The organism is Erwinia pyri (assembly GCF_030758455.1).
Taxonomy (GTDB): Bacteria; Pseudomonadota; Gammaproteobacteria; order Enterobacterales; family Enterobacteriaceae; genus Erwinia; species Erwinia pyri.
This window is the reverse complement of record NZ_CP132353.1, coordinates 2,700,229-2,719,050: the sequence shown is the minus strand read 5'-3', so window position 1 is coordinate 2,719,050 and position 18,822 is coordinate 2,700,229. Positions and strand designations below refer to the sequence as shown.

Below are 18,822 nucleotides of genomic sequence, written 5' to 3'. Positions count from 1 at the left end.
AATTAAGGAGAAATTATAACGTAGCGCCTGAATGCAGAATCAGGAAATGAAAATGAAAAAGTGGATGATTATGACGCTGGCGACCGTCGCGCTCACCGGCTGTGCGGATATTCCCAACTATCAGAGCGCGGTGAAAACGCCTCCTCCAGCCAGCCTGGTTGGCAACTGGCAGACCATGGGCGCGCAAAAAGGGTTAGTCAGTAAGGAAGCGATCGCCAGCCTGATTATTACCGCAGAGGGCGATACGCTGGATTGCCGCCAATGGCAGCGCGTAATTGCCAAACCCGGTAAAGTAACGCTGTTCAAAGGCGACTGGGTTAACGTTAATAACCAGGTTCGGGTGATGCCGCTGGAGCTGGAAGGTATGGAGCTGCATTACGACAAGCTGACGCTGCAAAAAGTGCAAAACCCAACGGCGGAATGCCAGGCTGCGCTGGAGGCACAGAATCAGACAGCGCCTGCGCAAGAGCAGCCCCAGACCTCTAAGGATGTGGGCAGCAAAAAACATCATAAAATGATGATGAAAAACGCCAAATCCTGATAATAAAAAAGCCGTGCGGCTGGCTTCGCACGGCCTGTTGCCTCTGCTGCTGGTCCAGATCAGGTCGTCAGCAGGGTTAACGCACGCAATGGCTGCCTTTTTGGGCTGACTATTCCTCTGTGCAGATCTCTATTCCGTTAGCACCCAGACGCTTACGCTTCCCGCATTGCAGCGGAAAAGCGCCGTTCCGCCATCGTCTGCAGTTACCGTCTCCTGCTGATGGCCCAGATAATCCCGCCAGGTTTTTCCTGCCAGCGCCTCGCCCAGCGGCAGCGTTTTCTCGCCTGCATCACTGTTCGACATAATCACCACGCAGCCCGGATGTTCCTCTGTACCACTGCGCGCAAACGCCACGCAGTGTGGATGATCAAACCAGAGCGTTTGTACGCCGTGAGCATAGATCTGTCGGGCGCGGATCAGCGCTTCCAGTTCCGGGATCGCCGGCATATCAATCTTATGGCTTTCACCATCATCGCCTTCATCTTCATAGCTGGCGCCAAACAGGTCCGGATAGAAGATCGCCGGTACGCCTTCCTCCCGTAGCAGGATCAGTGCATAGGCCAGCGGCTTAAACCATGGTTCGACGGGTGCTTCAAGGGATTGCAGCGGTTGCGTATCATGGTTAGCCACAATCGTTACCGCATGCCAGGGATCCTTTTCCACCAGCGTATTGCTGAACAGCTGGCTGAGGTCATAATTCGCCCCCTCGCGTGAGGCAAGATGGAAGTTCATCTGCAGCGGGGCATCAAACAGCAGGGTTTTACCCTCAACCTGGTTAATATAGTGCTGAAGTTTATCCACCTCATGCGACCAGTATTCCGCAACGATAAAGAGCGGCTGTTCCGCCACTTCCTGAATATGCTCAATCCACTCTTTATAAAACCAGGCAGGGATATGTTTGACGGCATCCAGGCGAAAACCGGTACAGGGGATCTCCTGCATTATCCAGCGCGCCCAGTACTTCAGCTCTTTGGTCACGGCGCGGTTGCGAAAATCGATGTTGGCGCCCATCAGGTAATCAAAATTGCCCAGCTCATCATCAACCTGATCGCTCCAGCCCTCCTCTGTATAGTCATTGACGATTTTAAACACGCCATTACCCATGGGGTTTTCAATATGATCAACGCCGCTGAAGCATTTATAATCCCAGACGAACTTTGAATACTGGCCTGCGCGTTCGGGGAAGGTAAATCGGGTCCAGGCCTCAGCCTGAAAAGCTTCATGATCTATCTCATCGCGGTTATCAGGATTGACCCGATTGACCTGCACCTGCTCCTTTTCATCAGCGCCCATTTTATGGTTAAGCACCACATCCATGATCACGCCCACATGCTGCGCCCGCAGCGCTTTCACGGCGGCGATAAGCTGCTCTTTGTCACCATATTTAGTGGCGCGGGACCCTTTCTGATCGAACTCGCCCAGGTCAAAGAGATCGTAGCTGTCGTAGCCTACCGAATAGCCGCCGGACTCGCCTTTATAAGCGGGGGGAAGCCAGACATCGGTGATACCGATCTCCGCCAGCTTCTCCGCTCGTTCGGCCACTTCGGGCCACAATTTACTGCCGTCGGGATAGTACCAATGGAAAAATTGCAACAGGGTGGGATTAGGCATGTCCTTGCTCCGGGTTCATCTGGCTGGGAAATGAAGTATGGAGCAGGGCGGGTGAAAAGCGCGGGTCAGAAGCTAAAATAATTTTAGCGTTCTGCCCGCCGGCTGGAGTGTGTCACATTCATACTGAAAAGGATCTTTTAAACGCCTGGTGATCCCTGGGGAAACAGGACAACGCCTTGCATTCCGCTGTACGCTTTATTCACGGATTTCTGGCGTGTAGCCTGGCCAATCAGCGAAGAAAGTTCGCTCATCCGCGACTGTAACAGGCTTTTCACTTCGGCTTCGTTGTTCAGGATATGACGCAGGACAGGCTGCAGCTGATCCTGCGTCTGCTTAGGAACTGGGGAATGCCTGGTGCTTTCCGCCAGAATTTCAACCGCACTGACGTAATCGACTTCCATTTCAATCAATTCATCCCATTTACCCTCGCTTGCCAGGCGTAACATCGACTGGCTGAGGACCAATAACTGTTGGTAAATCGTAAGCAGTTGCGGAGCAATATTCATTTAAACGGCGTCCTGAAGGGCGGTAGTTCCAGAAACTTCTTTCCAGGCGTCGGCGATGTTGCGCAGCAACGTTTCGACTTCCAGAATCGCTTCTGCGTCATTATGCAAATTAGCTTTTATCAGGCGATGAACCATATAGCGATAGAGTCCGGCAAGATTATCAGCCAGCTCGTCGCCGCTGTGCTCTTCCAGCCCCTGCTTCAGGCCATTTTCGATAATGTTGATGGCTTTGGAGAGAGACTCTCCTTTGCCAACGATGTTGCCATCCAGCAAAAATAACCGGGCGCGAACCAGGGCGCTGAGCGCCCCGTCAAACAACAGCGTAACCAGTTGATCCGGCGTGGCGCTCATCACTGCGCTTTCCACACCGATTTTTGCATAGGCTTTGGTGCCGCTTGCGCTATACATTTTCTCTCCTTTTACTTAGTACTTGAAGAACTGCTTGACGTATCGAACTGGCTGGTCAGGTAGCTGCTGGTGCTGTTGAGCTTGCTGATCATCACGTCTAAAGCGGTAAACTGGGTTTTATAACGAGCAATGGTGTTATCGATACGGGTGCTGGCTTCGTTATATTTCTGGGTAAGATTATTCAGGGTCTTGCTGACGCCGTCGGTGGCTGCCTGCAGGATCCCGGTGCTGGAGAGCCAGCTGGTGATATTGGTACCGATAGTGGTAGCAATACCCGTGGTCTTGCCATCGCCAACGATCATCGCCTTTACCCCATCCGGATCGCTGGAGAGTGCGGTGGAGAGCTTATCGCTATCCAGCTCCAGCTGGCCTGACGTAGGGTCAGTAGTGACGCCAATCTGCGCCAGCGATTTGTAAGTCGAAGAGCTTTGCGCATTGGTCAGCATGCTTTTCAGCTGTGACTGAATAGTCCGCAGGGTGCTGTCGCCGATCAGGGCGCCATTGCTGGTATCCTGAGCGTCTGTACCTGCATCTACAGCGGTATATTTTGTCAGGCTGGAGAAGGAATCCTGCAGCGTGTTGTAAGCATCTACCCAGGCACTGACCGCGCTTGAAGCCTTAGAGGTATCTTTAGTGATAGTCAGCGTCTGATTGCCGGTAGTGACGTCGCTAAGATTAAGCGTAATCCCTTCCAGCGCATCACTAATGGTGTTGCTGCTGTTCTCAATCGCTACGTTGTTCACGGTTAGCAGGGCGTTTTTCGCTTCAACGCTCTGCGTCATATTGCTGGCGGAGCTGCCGTCGTAGTTGAGCATGCTCTGCAGGGCGCTGTCGCCGGTCACGCTTAACGTCATCGCGTTATCGGTGCCGGTGTCATCAGAGGTCATCGACAGGCGATAGCTGCCATCGCTAACTTTAATAATACTGGCGGTGACGCCGGCATCAGATTTGTTAATGGCGTCGCGAATACCGGTCAGCGAAGAGTTGGCTGCGGAAACGGAGACGGTAACCGCATCTTTACCATTCGCCTGCTGAATAGTAATAGTGCTGTCTGAAGTAGCCAGTGCAGTGGTGTTGCTGGTCTGCACTGCAGAAGTCAGCGTTTGCGCAGCTGCCAGCTGAGAGACGCTAACCGTATATTTACCCGCTACGGCACCGGCCGCTGTGGTTGCGCTAAAAGCCGTGGAGCTGCTGGTGGTTTTTGTTGAGCTAAACAGGTCTGCATTGTTCAGCGTGGTGTTAGCAGTCTGGAACGTCGTTAAAGCGCTTTTCAGTGTGCCGTAGGCGCTTAACTTTGCCGTATAAGAAGACTGCTGGGTAGAGATAGGCGTTAAGGCCGATTTCTCTGAAGCCTGCAGGCTGTCGAGAATAGAAGCAAGATCGAGGCCTGAACCGATACCCAACGAAGAAATACTGGCCATAATGTTTCCTTTATAGAGTCAACACGGAGAGTGAATACCGTGGTTATCGGCCACTGATAGGCAAAGTTTACGATTTTTTGAACGGGAGTAATGAAGCGAATAGCGGTAATAGAGAGGGGTATTTCAAGGAGTAGGGTGTTGAAAGAAAAATTGCGTCTGGGACTAAAAAAATTCTAAAGGTTAGTTAAGGGCTGACGATAATAAGTTTGACGGCGATGAAGCCGGGCGGCAAATAAGCCCAACCACCTTAAACAGATTCGATTTTAATAGGAAACTTTATCATGGCACAAGTAATCAATACCAACAGCCTCTCGCTGATCACTCAGAACAACATCAACAAAAACCAGTCTGCTCTCTCTACTTCTATTGAGCGTCTGTCATCTGGTCTGCGTATCAACAGCGCGAAAGACGATGCTGCTGGTCAGGCAATTGCCAACCGCTTCACTTCTAACATCAAAGGTCTGACTCAGGCTGCTCGTAACGCTAACGACGGTATCTCTGTTGCCCAGACTACTGAAGGCGCACTGTCAGAAATCAACAACAACTTACAGCGTGTTCGTGAACTGACTGTACAGTCTCAGAACGGTACCAACTCTGATTCTGACCTCTCTTCAATCCAGGACGAAATCAAATCCCGTCTGGACGAAATTGACCGCGTATCTGGTCAGACTCAGTTCAACGGCGTGAACGTGCTGGCTAAAGACGGCACCATGAAGATTCAGGTTGGCGCTAACGATGGTCAGACTATCTCCATCAACCTGCAGAAAATTGACTCTTCTACTCTGGGTCTGAGCGGTTTCGGCGTAGACAAAAATGCTCTGAAAACCAGCGATGCGATTACTCAGGTTGGCGCAAGCGGATCTCTGCAGAAAGTTGACCTCTCTTCTGTTGCTACTGCTCTGAAAGTTGATGCAAGCACCCTGTCTCTGAAAAACGTGCAGGATTCAACTGGCGCAGCTACCTCTACCTACGTTGTTTCTTCTGGTAGCGACAACTACGCTGTTTCTGTTGATGATGCAAGCGGCGCTGTAACTCTGAACACCACTGACGTGACTTATGACGACAGCGATAACGGCGTTACTGGCGGTTCTATGACCGGTAAATACGTTAAAGTGGGTGCTGATGCTTCTGGTGCTGCAGTTGGATTCGTTACCGTTCAGGGTAAAGATTACAAAACTGATGCTACTGCACTGACTAACACCAATGACGCCACTGGTTCTCAGAACGTTGCCAGCAACATCGGTGATATCGCGTCTGATGCCAACACCAATGCTTACACTGGTGCTGCGACCTCTGACCCGCTGGCTCTGCTGGACAAAGCGATTGCACAGGTTGATACCTTCCGTTCAAGCCTGGGTGCGGTACAGAACCGTCTGGATTCAGCGGTAACTAACCTGAACAACACCACCACTAACCTGTCTGAAGCTCAGTCACGTATCCAGGATGCTGACTACGCAACAGAAGTGTCTAACCTGTCTAAAGCGCAGATTATTCAGCAGGCTGGTAACTCCGTGCTCTCTAAAGCTAACCAGGTTCCACAGCAGGTTCTGTCTCTGCTGCAGGGCTAATCGCCTTAGTGCTCTGATAAAAACTTCCTTAAAACCCCGCGCTCGCGGGGTTTTTTATCTCTGGAGTGTCCCAATGCGCTTCAACGTTGATTTTGTCCCGGGCGATCTGCTGAGCTTTGAGGAGATAGCTCAACGCTATGCGTTGAAATATCCCGAAGAGAAGGAGCTGACGGCGCGTGCGTTGCTTAGCCCCTCAACCAGCTATCGCAATCTGGTGATCCGTGCCGTTTTTGCTAATGAAGAAACCAACAGTCCGCTGGAGGATTTGCTGTTTATCTCTAATGATAACGAGCGCAAAAACTATCTGCGACGGATGGAGTATTACCTCAGGCAGCAGCTTCCCTTCTTCTATTTCCGCCGTACCGCAGCAGCAAAGCAGGAAAACCGCTGGAAGGTGATGGGGGAGAGTCACGTCTACGCCATGCTGGATCCGACCTCGGCTGCGGCACAGAATCTGCTGGCCAGCCGCGGCTATAAACTCTCGCTGATGCGTAAAGAGGGGGAGGAGAACTACTGGCAGCTGTTTGATGCCCAGGCGCATCCCTGTTTCACCGTTTCACGTCGTATTCAGTTTCTGGTGGTGTTGACAAGCTCCTTGCTCGCTACGCCTGCGGGTGTTATCGCCGGAACACAAGTGGGCAGGCAGGTCAAAGCCAATGTCTGGCAGCGCGCCAGCCAGGCTGAGTTCGCCGCCTCAGTAAAAGCGCGCTATGGCGCCTGCGTGATTACCGGAACCCGCGTGCTGGAGCAGACGCCGTTGCCATGGGTAGAAGCCTGTCATATCAATACGCTGGAGAACGAAGATGGTTTTCTGCTGGACAACAGCGTCGATAACGGCCTGTTTCTGCGCAGTGATTTACAGCGGCTGTTCACAAACCGTTTGCTGACCATTGATGGCGAAACTGGCAGAGTGGCATTTCGTCATGGCCTGCAGGATGAGGTCAGATTAAGTGAGTATTATCATGAGATTGACGGTCAGCCCTGCGCGCTCTGGGCAGAGGTTCCGGCCGCCACACGTGAGAAACTTCTGCAATTACGCTAGCAGGCAGGCGGCGGCAGTAGCTTCACGCCGCCTTTTTACACAAAAATGAAATAACCCGCCTTTTTTACCGCTATTCCGCCAATCAATCTCCCCTACAGAAACGGATAATCATGCCGATAACTTAACTAACGCAGGGTGTCCGAGTGAACGATCTCTATACCGCCGATGGGGTGATGGACAAAAACTCGCTATGGCAGCGATATGTGCCGCTGGTGCGTCATGAAGCATTGCGCCTGCAGGTTCGACTACCAGCCAGCGTTGAACTGGATGATTTGCTGCAGGCCGGGGGGATTGGGCTGTTAAACGCCGTGGAGCGCTACGACGCGCTACAGGGCACAGCCTTTACCACCTATGCCGTACAGCGCATCCGTGGAGCGATGCTGGATGAACTGCGCAGTCGCGACTGGGCGCCTCGTAGCGTGCGTCGTAACGCACGTGAGGTGGCCGGAGCCATGCACAAGGTAGAACAGTCGCTTGGGCGATCGGCTACCGAACAGGAAGTGGCGACGTCTCTGGACGTCTCACTGGAAGAGTACCGGCAGATCCTGCTGGATACCAATAACAGCCAGCTGTTCTCCTATGACGAATTCCGGGAAGAACATGGCGACAGCGCAGAACTGGTAACGGATGGCCACGAAGAGGCAAACCCTCTTCATCAACTAATGGAAGGAAACCTGCGCGAGCGCGTCATTGAAGCGATCGAGGCTTTGCCCGACCGCGAAAAAATGGTGCTGACGCTCTATTACCAGGAAGAGCTGAATCTGAAAGAGATTGGCGCAGTGCTGGAGGTGGGAGAATCCCGCGTTAGCCAACTGCACAGTCAGGCGATAAAACGCCTGCGCGCCCGGTTAACGGGAGCGCGCTGACGGAGTCAGTTTTGCACTCTCAACACCAACCGGGGACTCTCAGATGGGATCCAAAACAAAAATGAGGCCGTTAAGCCGTTATTTGAAAGACTACAAACACAGCCAGAGTAACTGTTCACATTGTGGCAAGGTACTGGACCGTATGGCGCTGGTGTTTCGCGGTCAGATAATAAACAAAGAGGCCATAGCCCGGATGGACCAGCTGATCGACGATCAGGTCTGGTTAAAACTTCAGAATGAACTCACGGCACTTTGCCGCTTCTGCAGTGACATCTTTTGCAATACGCATCCGAATTACTTTGACATCATGGCGTTCAAACAATATCTGTTCGAGCAGACCGAGATGAGCCACAGCACGATTCGCGAATATGTTGTTCGCCTGCGCCGTCTGGACGATATGCTGTCGGCGCGTAATTTCCCTGCTGAAAAATTGCGGGGCAATAGCTGGCATGAATGCCTGGAAAATGACTTACCGGATGCCGGTAACAACAACTATCGTATCGCTTTGCGCAAATATGACCAGTTTTTAGGCTGGCAGCGCACTTAGGGTGACGAGCGCACGCTCTTTTACGTTACCTTTTTGCTTTCTTCTGTAAAACTGTAAGGATAACTGTTAGCGCTATCTTCGGAGGCTACATTGTCCTTACATCTTTTATCTTCCTTTCCCAGGCTTGAGCTGTTGGGTTCACCCACGCCGCTGGAGCATCTGCCGCGCCTCTCTGATTATCTGGGCCGCGACATCTTTATCAAACGTGATGACTTCACCCCGGTTGCGCTCGGCGGCAATAAGCTGAGAAAACTGGAGTTCCTTGCGGCGGATGCGCTGCGTCAGGGGGCCGACGTGCTGCTGACGGCCGGTGCCATTCAGTCCAACCACGTGCGCCAGACGGCAGCGGTGGCCGCTAAACTCGGGCTGAAATGCGTTGCGCTGCTGGAAAACCCTATCGGCACTACCTCCGCAAACTACCTTTCCAACGGCAACCGCCTGATGCTGGAGCTGATGGATGCCGAAGCGATCATGGTGGATGCACTGCATGACCCCAATGCCCAGCTTGAAGAGCAGGCTACCCGCCTTGAAGCGCAGGGATTCCGTCCCTATATCGTGCCGGTCGGCGGCTCTAATGCCCTGGGCGCGCTCGGCTACGTGGAGTGCGCGCAGGAGATAGCGCATCAAAGCGAAGGCGTGGTCGACTTTGCGGCCGTGGTGGTCGCTTCGGGCAGTGCCGGTACCCATGCCGGTCTGGCCGTTGGCCTGGAAGTGCTGATGCCGGAGACCGAACTGGTTGGCGTTACCGTCTCACGCAAAGCTGACGAGCAGCGTCCGAAAGTGGTGGCGATCCAGCAACAGCTCGCCGCGTCGCTGGAGCTGACCGCTTCTGCGTCTGTCACACTGTGGGACGACTACTACGGGCCGCAGTATGGTTTACCGAATGAAGAGGGGATGGAGGCGATCAAGCTGCTGGCCCGCCTTGAAGGGATTTTCCTGGACCCGGTCTATACTGGCAAAGCGATGGCAGGTTTGCTCGACGGCATCACTCAGAACCGTTTCCGCCGCGAAGGGCCGATCGTTTTTGTGCATACCGGCGGGGCACCCGCGCTGTTTGCTTATCACCCTTCGGTATAAGGTGGATCGAAAAAATCGGCGATGCCGCTGGCTTTAACGAAGCGGCTCGAATACATTTTTCCGGTTAAAGATAACCGTTTGCTTTGGCGTCAGGGTACCGCTTACTTTCAGCTCAGTGGCGGACATGACGCTTATAAACTCATAACACAGTGGAGTCCTTATGAATTTCTCTCTGGTACGTCGCCGTCTGGCGATGGGCGCTATGTCACTGGCGCTGGTGGCTGGCTTTTCGCTCAACGCCTTTGCGGCAGATGAAAACCTGCTGAACAAAGTAAAAGAGCGCGGCTCGCTGCTGGTTGGCCTGGAAGGCACCTATCCGCCCTTCAGTTTTCAGGATGAAAACGGCAAGCTGGCCGGTTTTGAAGTCGATTTTGCCACTGCGCTGGCGCAGCACCTTGGCGTGAAGGCGAGCCTGAAACCCACCAAATGGGACGGCATGCTCGCCTCGCTGGACTCCAAACGCATCGATGTGGTGATTAACCAGGTCACCATCTCTGACGAGCGTAAGAAGAAGTATGACTTCTCCACCCCCTACACCGTTTCCGGTATTCAGGCGTTAACCAAAAAAGAGAATGCGGCAAGCATCACCAAAGCCGACGATCTGAAAGGGAAAAAAGTGGGCGTTGGTCTTGGCACCAACTATGAGCAGTGGGTGCGTGCCAATGTTAAAGATGTGGATATCCGCACTTATGATGATGACCCAACTAAATATCAGGATCTGCGCGTAGGTCGTATTGATGCGATTCTGGTTGACCGCCTGGCGGCGCTGGATCTGGTTAAGAAAACCGGCGATACGCTGGCAGCGGCTGGCCCGGCATTCTCTCGTCAGGAGTCCGGCGTGGCGCTGCGTAAAGGTAACGCCCAGCTGCTGGACGCCATCAATAAAGCCATTGCAGAGATGCAGAAAGATGGCACGATGGCTAAACTCTCTGAAAAATGGTTTGGCGCGGACGTAACTAAATAATGCAGGAAAGTCTTCAACTGGTGCTGGATTCAGCACCTTTTTTATTAAAGGGTGCGCTCTTTACGCTTCAGCTGAGCATCGGCGGGATGTTCTTCGGCCTGCTGCTCGGCTTTGTTCTGGCCATGATGCGCCTGTCGCATTTCTGGCCGGTTTCATGGCTGTCACGCTGTTACGTCTCGATTTTTCGCGGTACACCATTGATCGCGCAGCTGTTTATGATCTACTACGGTCTGCCGCAGTTTGGCATTGAGCTGGATCCGATCCCCTCCGCGATGATTGGTCTTTCGCTGAACACCGCAGCCTATGCGTCTGAATCGCTGCGCGGCGCCATTGCCGCTATTGAGCGCGGCCAGTGGGAAGCGGCAGCCAGCATCGGCATGACGCGCTGGCAAACCCTGCGCCGGGTAGTTTTACCGCAGGCGGCCCGTACGGCTTTGCCGCCGTTGGGTAACAGCTTTATCAGTCTGGTAAAAGATACCTCGCTGGCCGCCACCATTCAGGTGCCGGAGTTGTTCCGTCAGGCTCAGCTCATTACCTCCCGTACGCTGGAGGTGTTCACCATGTATCTGGCTGCCTCGCTGATCTACTGGGTTATGGCAACGCTGCTTTCCATGCTGCAGAGCAGGCTGGAAGATCGCGTGAACCGTCAGGACAAGGAGTCAAAATGAGTGCGCATTCAGCCGCCGGTAGAAACAGATTCGGGAGCCAACATGAGCGCGATTGAAGTCAGCAAGCTGGTGAAACAGTTTAACGGGCAGACGGTACTGCATGGCATCGATCTTGAAGTCAGGTCGGGCGAAGTGGTGGCGATTATCGGCCCAAGCGGATCGGGTAAAACCACCTTACTGCGCAGCATCAATCTGCTGGAAGTGCCGGATAGCGGGACGATCCAGGTGGGCGATATCAGAATTGACGCCGCGCTGGGCATGCATAAACAGAAAGAGCAGGTTCGTCGTCTCCGTCAGCAGGTGGGGTTTGTGTTCCAGAGCTTCAATCTCTTTCCTCATCGCTCGGTGATGGAGAACATCATTGAGGGGCCAACCATCGTCAAGCGTGAGCCGAAGGCAGAGGCGGTCGCCCGCGCCCGCGAGCTGCTTGAGAAAGTTGGCCTGCAGGGTAAAGAGGAGAGCTATCCGCGAAAACTCTCCGGTGGTCAGCAGCAGCGTGTAGCTATCGCCCGTGCGCTCGCTATGCGGCCTGAGGTGATCCTGTTTGATGAGCCTACCTCTGCGCTCGATCCTGAACTGGTGGGTGAGGTACTGAACACCATCCGCTCGCTGGCCCAGGAAAAGCGCACGATGGTGATCGTCACCCATGAGATGAGCTTTGCCCGTGATGTGGCAGACAGGGCGATCTTTATGGATCAGGGGCGGATTGTGGAGCAGGGCGATGCTAAAACGCTTTTCACCCAGCCGCAGCATCCGCGCACTCGTCAGTTTCTGGAAAAGTTTCTTAATCAATGATGTTAACTCGCCGGGTTTTCCGGCGAGTTAATTCTTTCAGCCTTTAAAGCAAGTAAATTAAGGATAATCTTAAATATCCAGACTGCCTTTCTCCTGCATCCCCCTGAGACTCCTCTCTTTAGCCTTTTCACCATGATGAAAGCATTTTGTAAAAAAGCCAATTAGGAGTTACCTCATAGTTTTCCCGTAGACAAAAGGAAATAATTCGTTAAGTTTTTTGTTAATTTGGATTAAGTGCTATGGCATCTGGCGAGAAAAATGAAGTCCTTTGGATTAATACGCTAAAGGGCGGCTGTATATTACTGGTGGTGCTGCATCACACCATCATCACCACGTTTATGCCTTCACTTCACTATCTCTCTGCGGGCCTGCTGCCGGCAGAAATGTGGGTCGCTTTTAATAAATATCTTTCCCCGCTGCGCATGCCGGCGTTCTTTTTTGTTTCTGGTTTACTGGCGATTAGCGCCATTAATAAGAAATCATGGGGAGAGGTTTTTACTAAAAAATTCAGCAATATTCTCTACCTCTATATTCTTTGGGGGGTGATCCAGTGGGTAAGCATTTATAATATTTCTGCCAACCTGATTGGGGAAAAACTCTCAACCGCCAAGAATGCCGCCTATGCCGAGTCGCCCGTTGAGTTTATCAAGCTGCTGGTACTCTCAATGACCAGCCTGTGGTATCTCTACGCGCTGGCGGGCTATTTTGTGGTAGCGAAACTTTTCCATCGCCAGAAAATGGCGTTGATCGTAGCGGCCCTGCTGGTCAACTACGCCACGCAGTTCAGCCTGATCCCCGGCTGGGGGCCAGCCAGCGTGGCGCAAAACTTTGTCTACTTCCTGCTGGGCGCCTTCTTCAGCCACTATCTGGTTGAGCTAAGCTTTATGACCCGCAGGAATGCGTTAATTCTTGGGGCCTTGGCGCTCACCGGTCTGGCGCATCATGCGATGGGCCTCTATAAAAATCCGTTCTACTGCCTGCTCTCTATTGTGTTTGGCATTGTCCTGTGCCGGGCGCTGAACACGCGCTTTAATATGGCCTGGCTTAACTGGATTGGCCGCAACACCCTGCAAATTTATGTGCTGCATCGCATTTTCATCGAACTGCTGGGCCTGAGCGTACTGACGCTGGCGGTGAAATACAGCCTGTTTGACAACACCGCATTCTCACTGATTTGGGCGCTGACGCTGCCAGTGGTTGCCGTCTTCACCTGCACTGTTGTGTCGTTGCTGGTCTGGTCGCTGCTTAATCGTGGCCCTGGCCGGGCGCTGTTTCTCTATCCCCGCTTAATGAGAAAACCGCGGCCTGTACCCGATATTGCCAATAGCTGACGCACAGGGCCGATAATATCGGCCCTGCGCTTTTATGAACCACCGAACTATCCGTACCACATAATAATAAAATAACCCTCAGCACCAGGATACGTTGCTGCCACGCTTTTATAAAATATGACGATAACAGCTGGAGTAATAGAATGAATAATAGCAATAAGAAAGAAATTGCCTGGGTGAACAGCCTGAAAGGCGCCTGCATTTTGTTAGTGGTTTTATATCACGTTGTACTACCAGGTTATGCTGAAATGATGACCCATTTAACCGCCGGATTTCTCCCGGCGAAATTATGGGTCGCTTTTAATAACTATCTCTCTCCGCTGCGAATGCCGGCATTTTTCTTTGTTTCCGGTCTGCTGGCAGCCAACGCTATCGTCAACCGTGCCTGGAAACAGGTCTTTACCAGCCGCGTCACTAATCTGTTCTATCTCTATTTTTTATGGGGAGTGATCCAGTGGCTGATGATTAACGGCGTCTCTGGCGAAATCATGGGGGATCACCTCTCTGATAACATCAATGCCGCCTGGGCTGCCACGCCGCTGGAGTTCATAAAGCTGATGCTGCTGGCAATGAGCTCCTCCTGGTATCTCTATGCACTGGGTCTGTTCTTCCTGTTTGCCAAGCTGTTCCGCAAGCAGAAAGGGCTGATGCTGCTGGTGGCGATAGCGCTGAACTACGCGGCGACCGTGAAGGCTATCCCGGGATGGGGGCCGGAAAGTCTGTCGCAGTACTTTATCTTCTTCCTGTTTGGCACCTTCTACAGCAGCACCATGATGCGCTGGAGCGAATGGCATCGCAGCAATATAGTGCCCTGGACAATCCTGGGCGCACTGACCGCGGTGCATGCCCTGATGGGAATGCCAGAAAGCCTGTTCCTCTGCGTGATCGCCATTCTCTGCTGCATTGCGCTCTTCAGAATGTTGAACCACTACTTCAGCATGCGCTGGCTGAACTGGATCGGCAAAAATACGCTGCAGATCTACGTGCTGCATCGCATCTTCATTGAGTTCTTCGGCATGTCAGCCATTCTGTTCGCCATCAGCCACAATCTGTTTGCCAGCAAAGCGTTCTCTCTGCTGTGGGCGGTGGGCTTCCCGATTGCGATGGTGGTGGTCTGTGCTGGCTGCTCGGTAGGGATCTGGACGTTGCTGAACCGTGGCGTGGGGAAAAATCTGTTTATCTACCCGAAACTGCTGCGCATGAAACTGAACGTGCAGTCTTAAGAGCGGAAGAGGATCTGCTCAGCCTTAACGGTGGGCATCAATAAAAACGGGGCGATATTCGCCCCGTTTTTTTAGCGCTGCAGAGTGATTAGCCGATGGTCATCAGGCTGGCATTACCGCCTGCCGCCGCGGTGTTGACGCTGAGCGAACGTTCAATAAGCAGACGTTCCAGCAGCAGATTGGTCTCACCGCGGGCAAAGCCCTGTACCGAGACGATCGCCCCTTCACGCGTCGCTACAGTTTCGCAGACTTCACGCAGCTGATCGGCATCGCCATGATAGATCACCGCGTCAAACGCTTCAGCATTGGCCAGAGGCTGCGGACTCAAATGAATACGCTTCTGCACCTCAGCAGGCAGTTTCTTCAGCAGGGCGCGATGCAGCTCATCAGCCTGCCAGACCGCTTCACTGCCTACGGCAGTAACCGCAGCCAGCTGAACCAGCGCATCCTCTTCGTTATCCGCCAGGCAGAGCACGCGCTCTCTTGGCAGCAGGGCAAAGGTGTTACGTTCGCCCGTGGGGCCAGGTAACAGGCGGACGGTGCCGCCCTGGCCCAGCTCGGTAAAGCGTGCGCACAGCGCAGCCAGCTCCGGCTTGTTTCTTGCCCACTCTGTTAAAGCCTGATGCGGTGCCAGCAGAGCGGGACGCAGCGCAGCATCAACCGGCGTCACGCCATCCTGACGATCCAGCGTTACGCGCAGCGCACCATCCGGACGGTGCGACAGCAGACGATAGAGGTAGAGCGGTCCACCCGCTTTCGGACCGGTGCCAGAGAGACCTTCGCCACCAAACGGCTGCACGCCCACCACCGCACCGACCATATTGCGGTTAACGTAGAGGTTACCCACGCGAGCGTGGTTAGTAACCTGAAGAATGGTTTCGTCGATGCGGGTATGCACGCCCAGCGTCAGGCCATAACCGGAGGCATTGATCTGCTCAATAACCTGCGGCAGGGTGTTGCGCTTGTAGCGCACCACGTGCAGCACCGGACCAAAGATCTCCTTATCGAGGTCATTGACGCTACCCAGCTCAATCAGCGTGGGCTGAATAAAGGTGCCGCTCTGCCACTCTTTACTCTCTTCCGGGTTGGCCCAGGCGGCCTGGTAAACGGTCATGCCTTTACTGCGCATCGCCTGGATATGACGTTCGATATTCTCTTTCGCTTCCGCATCGATAACCGGACCAATATCCGTAGAGAGACGCTCAGGGTTGCCCATACGGCATTCAGCCATTGCGCCACGCAGCATTTTCAGCGTGTGGTCAGCCACGTCTTCCTGCACGCAGAGCAGGCGCAGCGCGGAGCAGCGTTGTCCGGCGCTGTCGAACGCCGAGGCGACGATATCAATCACCACCTGCTCGGTCAGGGCCGAGGAGTCAACGATCATCGCGTTCATTCCACCGGTTTCGGCAATCAGCGGGGTAGGACGACCCTGCGGATCAAGGCGGCCGGCAAGGTTACGCTGCAACAGAGTGGCGACAGCGGTAGAACCGGTGAACATCACGCCACGCACGCGTGGATCGCCAGTCAGCTGCGCGCCAACAGTTTCACCCAGGCCCGGCAACAGCTGCAGTGCGCCAACCGGAACGCCTGCCTCGTGAAGCAGCGCCACCGCTTCGGCTGCGATCAGCGGCGTCTGCTCGGCTGGTTTAGCCAGCACGCTGTTCCCTGCGGCCAGCGCGGCGGCAATCTGGCCGGTGAAGATAGCCAGCGGGAAGTTCCACGGGCTGATGCAGACCACCGGGCCAAGCGGACGGTGCGTTTCGTTATCAAAGTCATCGCGTACCTGGCCCGCGTAGTAATGCAGGAAATCCACCGCTTCACGCACTTCAGAAATTGCATTGCTGAAAGTTTTACCCGCTTCGCGCACCAGAATACCCAGCAGCCGCTGCATCTGGCCCTCCATCAGAATAGCGGCGCGTTCCAGAATGGCGGCGCGCTCTTCTGGCGGCGTAGCAAACCAGATCGGGCCTGCACTCGCCGCGGCATCCAGCGCGGTTGACACTTCATTTTCAGTAGCGTGGCGAACATAGCCCACAATATCGGTCGGCTCGGCCGGGTTGATCACCGGCAGCGCTTCACCCGCTTCCTGCTCACCCTCAATCATCGGGCCTGCCTGCCACGGCTGAATAGCACTGTTGAGCAGGGCGCTGGAGAGCGAGGCCAGGCGATGTTCGTTAGCGAGATCCAACCCGGCAGAGTTCGGCCGTTTTTTGCCGTAAAGCTCGCGGGGCAGAGGAATTTTAGGGTGCGGTAAGCCAACGGCTCCTTCAACCCGCGCCATTTTCTCTACCTCTTCCACCGGATCGGCCACCAGATCCTCAATCGCCAGGGTGTTATCGGCAATGCGGTTCACGAAGGAAGTATTCGCGCCGTTTTCCAGCAGACGACGAACCAGGTAAGCGAGCAGCGTTTCATGGGTGCCCACCGGAGCGTAAATACGGCAAGGGCGGTTTAATTTACCGTCAGCCACTTTACCTACCACCTGCTCATACAGCGGTTCACCCATGCCGTGAAGGCACTGGAACTCATACTGGCCAGGATAGTAGTTGTTGCCCGCCAGCTGATAGATAGCGGCCAGCGTGTGGGCGTTATGGGTGGCGAACTGCGGATAAATCAGATTGGGCGCCGCAAGGAGTTTGCGCGCGCAGGCCAGATAAGAGATATCGGTATAGACCTTACGGGTATAAACCGGGTAGCCTTCCAGGCCTTCCATCTGAGCGCGTTTGATTTCACTGTCCCAGTAGGCGCCTTTCACCAGGCGGATCATCAGGCGGCGGCGGCTGCGCTGCGCCAGGTCTACCAGCGCATCAATCACCGCCGGGCAGCGCTTCATGTACGCCTGAATCACAAAGCCGATGCCGTTCCAGCCTTCCAGCTCCGGCTCAAAGCAGAGTTTCTCCAGCAGATCCAGCGACAGCTCCAGACGATCCGCTTCTTCCGCATCAATATTGATGCCGATGTCGTAAGAGCGCGCCAGCAGCGTTAACGATTTCAGGATCGGATAGAGCTCGGTCATCACGCGTTCATACTGCGCGCGGCTGTAGCGGGGATGGAGGGCAGAGAGTTTAATGGAAATGCCCGGCCCTTCATAAATGCCGCGTCCGTTAGAAGCTTTCCCGATGGCGTGGATCGCCTGCTGATAAGAGAGCAGGTAGGCTTTTGCATCCTGCGCGGTCAGCGCCGCTTCACCCAGCATGTCATAAGAGTAGCGGAAACCTTTCTCTTCCAGCTTACGGGCATTCGCCAGCGCTTCAGAGATGGTTTCGCCGGTCACAAACTGTTCGCCCATCAGGCGCATCGCCATATCCACACCTTTGCGGATCAGCGGCTCGCCGCTTTTACCGATGATGCGGTTCAGCGAACGGGAAAGGTTCGCTTCGTTATGGGTGGAAACCAGACGACCGGTAAAGAGCAGGCCCCAGGTCGCGGCGTTGACAAACAGGGAAGGGCTGCGTCCCAGGTGAGACTGCCAGTTACCGTTGCTGATTTTGTCGCGGATCAACGCGTCGCGGGTAGGTTTATCGGGAATACGCAGCAAAGCTTCAGCCAGACACATCAGCGCCACCCCTTCCTGCGAGGAGAGAGAGAACTCCTGCAGCAGGCTTTGCACCATGCCAGCGCGTCCGGTTGCACCTTTTTGGTGCCTGAGCTTCTCAGCAAGCTGGTGGGCAAGGCGGTAAGTTTGCTGCGCAAGCGGAGCGGGTAAGCGTGCCTGCTCCAGCATCATCGGCACCGATTCAGTCTCCGGACGGCGCCATGCGGAGGTTATCGCCGCACGGGCAACGGACTGCGGAAGAATGTGCTCGGCAAAGTGCAGAAAAGGCTGACGCTGCTCCTCTGGCAAGCTCTCTTCCCCTTCCTGCGACAGTGCCTGTAACGGGAATTCAGGCAGGGCATCGCCTTTTTCCAGCTGCTCAAGATAGTTAAAGATCGCCTGCTTGATCAGCCAGTGTGGGGTGCGGTCAATCTGGCCTGCAGCCAGCTTAATACGCTCACGCGTGGCTTCATCCAGCTTTACGCCCATGGTGGTTGTGCCCATGCCTGAGAACTCCTTGCAAAAAATAAATGTCGATGTTGGCAAGCAATATCACTTAAGTTGCAACTTTGTGCAACCATGTTAAACGTGACCTGGTTTGCAGAGTTTAAAACCGTTTCCTGAAAAGCGGCATGGATATTGCTGCAAGAATCCGGCCAGAATTAAACAGGCAGGAAAAATGGGGCTTTGAGAGGGGTAACCTCGTGGTGCAACCGGTT

The 18,822-nt window shown here is 54.1% G+C and carries 16 protein-coding genes; 11 read left to right on the top strand and 5 right to left on the bottom strand.

Going from position 1 to position 18,822, the window contains the following annotated elements; genetic code table 11:
• Window positions 1-52 precede the first annotated feature (52 nt).
• Window positions 53-541, top strand: a complete 489-nt coding sequence (gene yedD / locus Q3V30_RS12655) for a lipoprotein YedD (protein WP_306206155.1) — start codon at window positions 53-55, stop codon at window positions 539-541.
• A 129-nt stretch (window positions 542-670) separates the two neighbouring features.
• Here yedD and amyA read toward each other — a convergent pair whose 3' ends face one another.
• From amyA to fliD, 4 genes are all read right to left on the bottom strand, one after another.
• Window positions 671-2,152, bottom strand: coding sequence for an alpha-amylase (gene amyA, locus Q3V30_RS12650; protein ID WP_306206153.1), 1,482 nt, complete (start codon window positions 2,150-2,152; stop codon window positions 671-673).
• Between the two features lie 137 nt (window positions 2,153-2,289).
• On the bottom strand, window positions 2,290-2,658 hold the full coding sequence (gene fliT, locus Q3V30_RS12645) for a flagella biosynthesis regulatory protein FliT (protein ID WP_306206151.1): 369 nt from the start codon (window positions 2,656-2,658) through the stop codon (window positions 2,290-2,292).
• Window positions 2,659-3,066 carry a flagellar export chaperone FliS gene (gene fliS, locus Q3V30_RS12640; protein ID WP_306206150.1) on the bottom strand — a complete coding sequence of 136 codons (408 nt, stop codon included), beginning with the start codon at window positions 3,064-3,066 and terminating at the stop codon, window positions 2,659-2,661.
• An 11-nt stretch (window positions 3,067-3,077) separates the two neighbouring features.
• Window positions 3,078-4,487, bottom strand: a complete 1,410-nt coding sequence (gene fliD, locus Q3V30_RS12635; protein WP_306206148.1) for a flagellar filament capping protein FliD — start codon at window positions 4,485-4,487, stop codon at window positions 3,078-3,080.
• Between the two features lie 281 nt (window positions 4,488-4,768).
• On the opposite strand from fliD, the gene Q3V30_RS12630 reads away from it, so the two are divergent.
• The 10 genes from Q3V30_RS12630 to Q3V30_RS12585 all read left to right on the top strand — a co-directional run bounded on the left by Q3V30_RS12630 (window position 4,769) and on the right by Q3V30_RS12585 (window position 14,568).
• Window positions 4,769-6,055, top strand: a complete 1,287-nt coding sequence (locus Q3V30_RS12630; protein WP_306206146.1) for a FliC/FljB family flagellin — start codon at window positions 4,769-4,771, stop codon at window positions 6,053-6,055.
• A gap of 73 nt (window positions 6,056-6,128) precedes the next feature.
• On the top strand, window positions 6,129-7,097 hold the full coding sequence (locus Q3V30_RS12625; RefSeq protein WP_306206143.1) for an HNH endonuclease signature motif containing protein: 969 nt from the start codon (window positions 6,129-6,131) through the stop codon (window positions 7,095-7,097).
• A gap of 143 nt (window positions 7,098-7,240) precedes the next feature.
• Window positions 7,241-7,963, top strand: coding sequence for an RNA polymerase sigma factor FliA (locus Q3V30_RS12620; RefSeq protein WP_306206141.1), 723 nt, complete (start codon window positions 7,241-7,243; stop codon window positions 7,961-7,963).
• A 43-nt stretch (window positions 7,964-8,006) separates the two neighbouring features.
• A complete protein-coding gene (fliZ, locus tag Q3V30_RS12615; RefSeq protein ID WP_306206139.1) occupies window positions 8,007-8,510 on the top strand; it encodes a flagella biosynthesis regulatory protein FliZ in 504 nt (167 codons plus the stop codon).
• 90 nt (window positions 8,511-8,600) lie between these two features.
• On the top strand, window positions 8,601-9,587 hold the full coding sequence (locus Q3V30_RS12610; RefSeq protein WP_306206137.1) for a D-cysteine desulfhydrase: 987 nt from the start codon (window positions 8,601-8,603) through the stop codon (window positions 9,585-9,587).
• 160 nt (window positions 9,588-9,747) lie between these two features.
• Window positions 9,748-10,551, top strand: a complete 804-nt coding sequence (gene tcyJ / locus Q3V30_RS12605) for a cystine ABC transporter substrate-binding protein (RefSeq protein ID WP_306206135.1) — start codon at window positions 9,748-9,750, stop codon at window positions 10,549-10,551.
• A complete protein-coding gene (gene tcyL, locus Q3V30_RS12600) occupies window positions 10,551-11,219 on the top strand; it encodes a cystine ABC transporter permease (protein ID WP_306206133.1) in 669 nt (222 codons plus the stop codon). Before tcyJ ends, tcyL begins: the two co-directional genes overlap by 1 nt.
• 42 nt (window positions 11,220-11,261) lie before the next feature.
• Window positions 11,262-12,014, top strand: coding sequence for an L-cystine ABC transporter ATP-binding protein TcyN (tcyN, locus tag Q3V30_RS12595; RefSeq protein ID WP_306206131.1), 753 nt, complete (start codon window positions 11,262-11,264; stop codon window positions 12,012-12,014).
• 239 nt (window positions 12,015-12,253) lie between these two features.
• Window positions 12,254-13,345 (top strand): acyltransferase family protein, encoded by a 1,092-nt coding sequence (locus Q3V30_RS12590; RefSeq protein WP_306206129.1) that lies wholly within the window; start codon window positions 12,254-12,256, stop codon window positions 13,343-13,345.
• Between the two features lie 143 nt (window positions 13,346-13,488).
• Window positions 13,489-14,568 (top strand): acyltransferase family protein, encoded by a 1,080-nt coding sequence (locus tag Q3V30_RS12585; RefSeq protein WP_306206128.1) that lies wholly within the window; start codon window positions 13,489-13,491, stop codon window positions 14,566-14,568.
• An 88-nt stretch (window positions 14,569-14,656) separates the two neighbouring features.
• Here the strand turns inward: Q3V30_RS12585 and putA are convergent, their stop codons facing one another.
• Complete coding sequence (gene putA, locus Q3V30_RS12580; RefSeq protein WP_306206126.1) at window positions 14,657-18,607, bottom strand: trifunctional transcriptional regulator/proline dehydrogenase/L-glutamate gamma-semialdehyde dehydrogenase; 3,951 nt, start codon at window positions 18,605-18,607, stop codon at window positions 14,657-14,659.
• Between the last annotated feature and the right edge of the window lie 215 nt (window positions 18,608-18,822).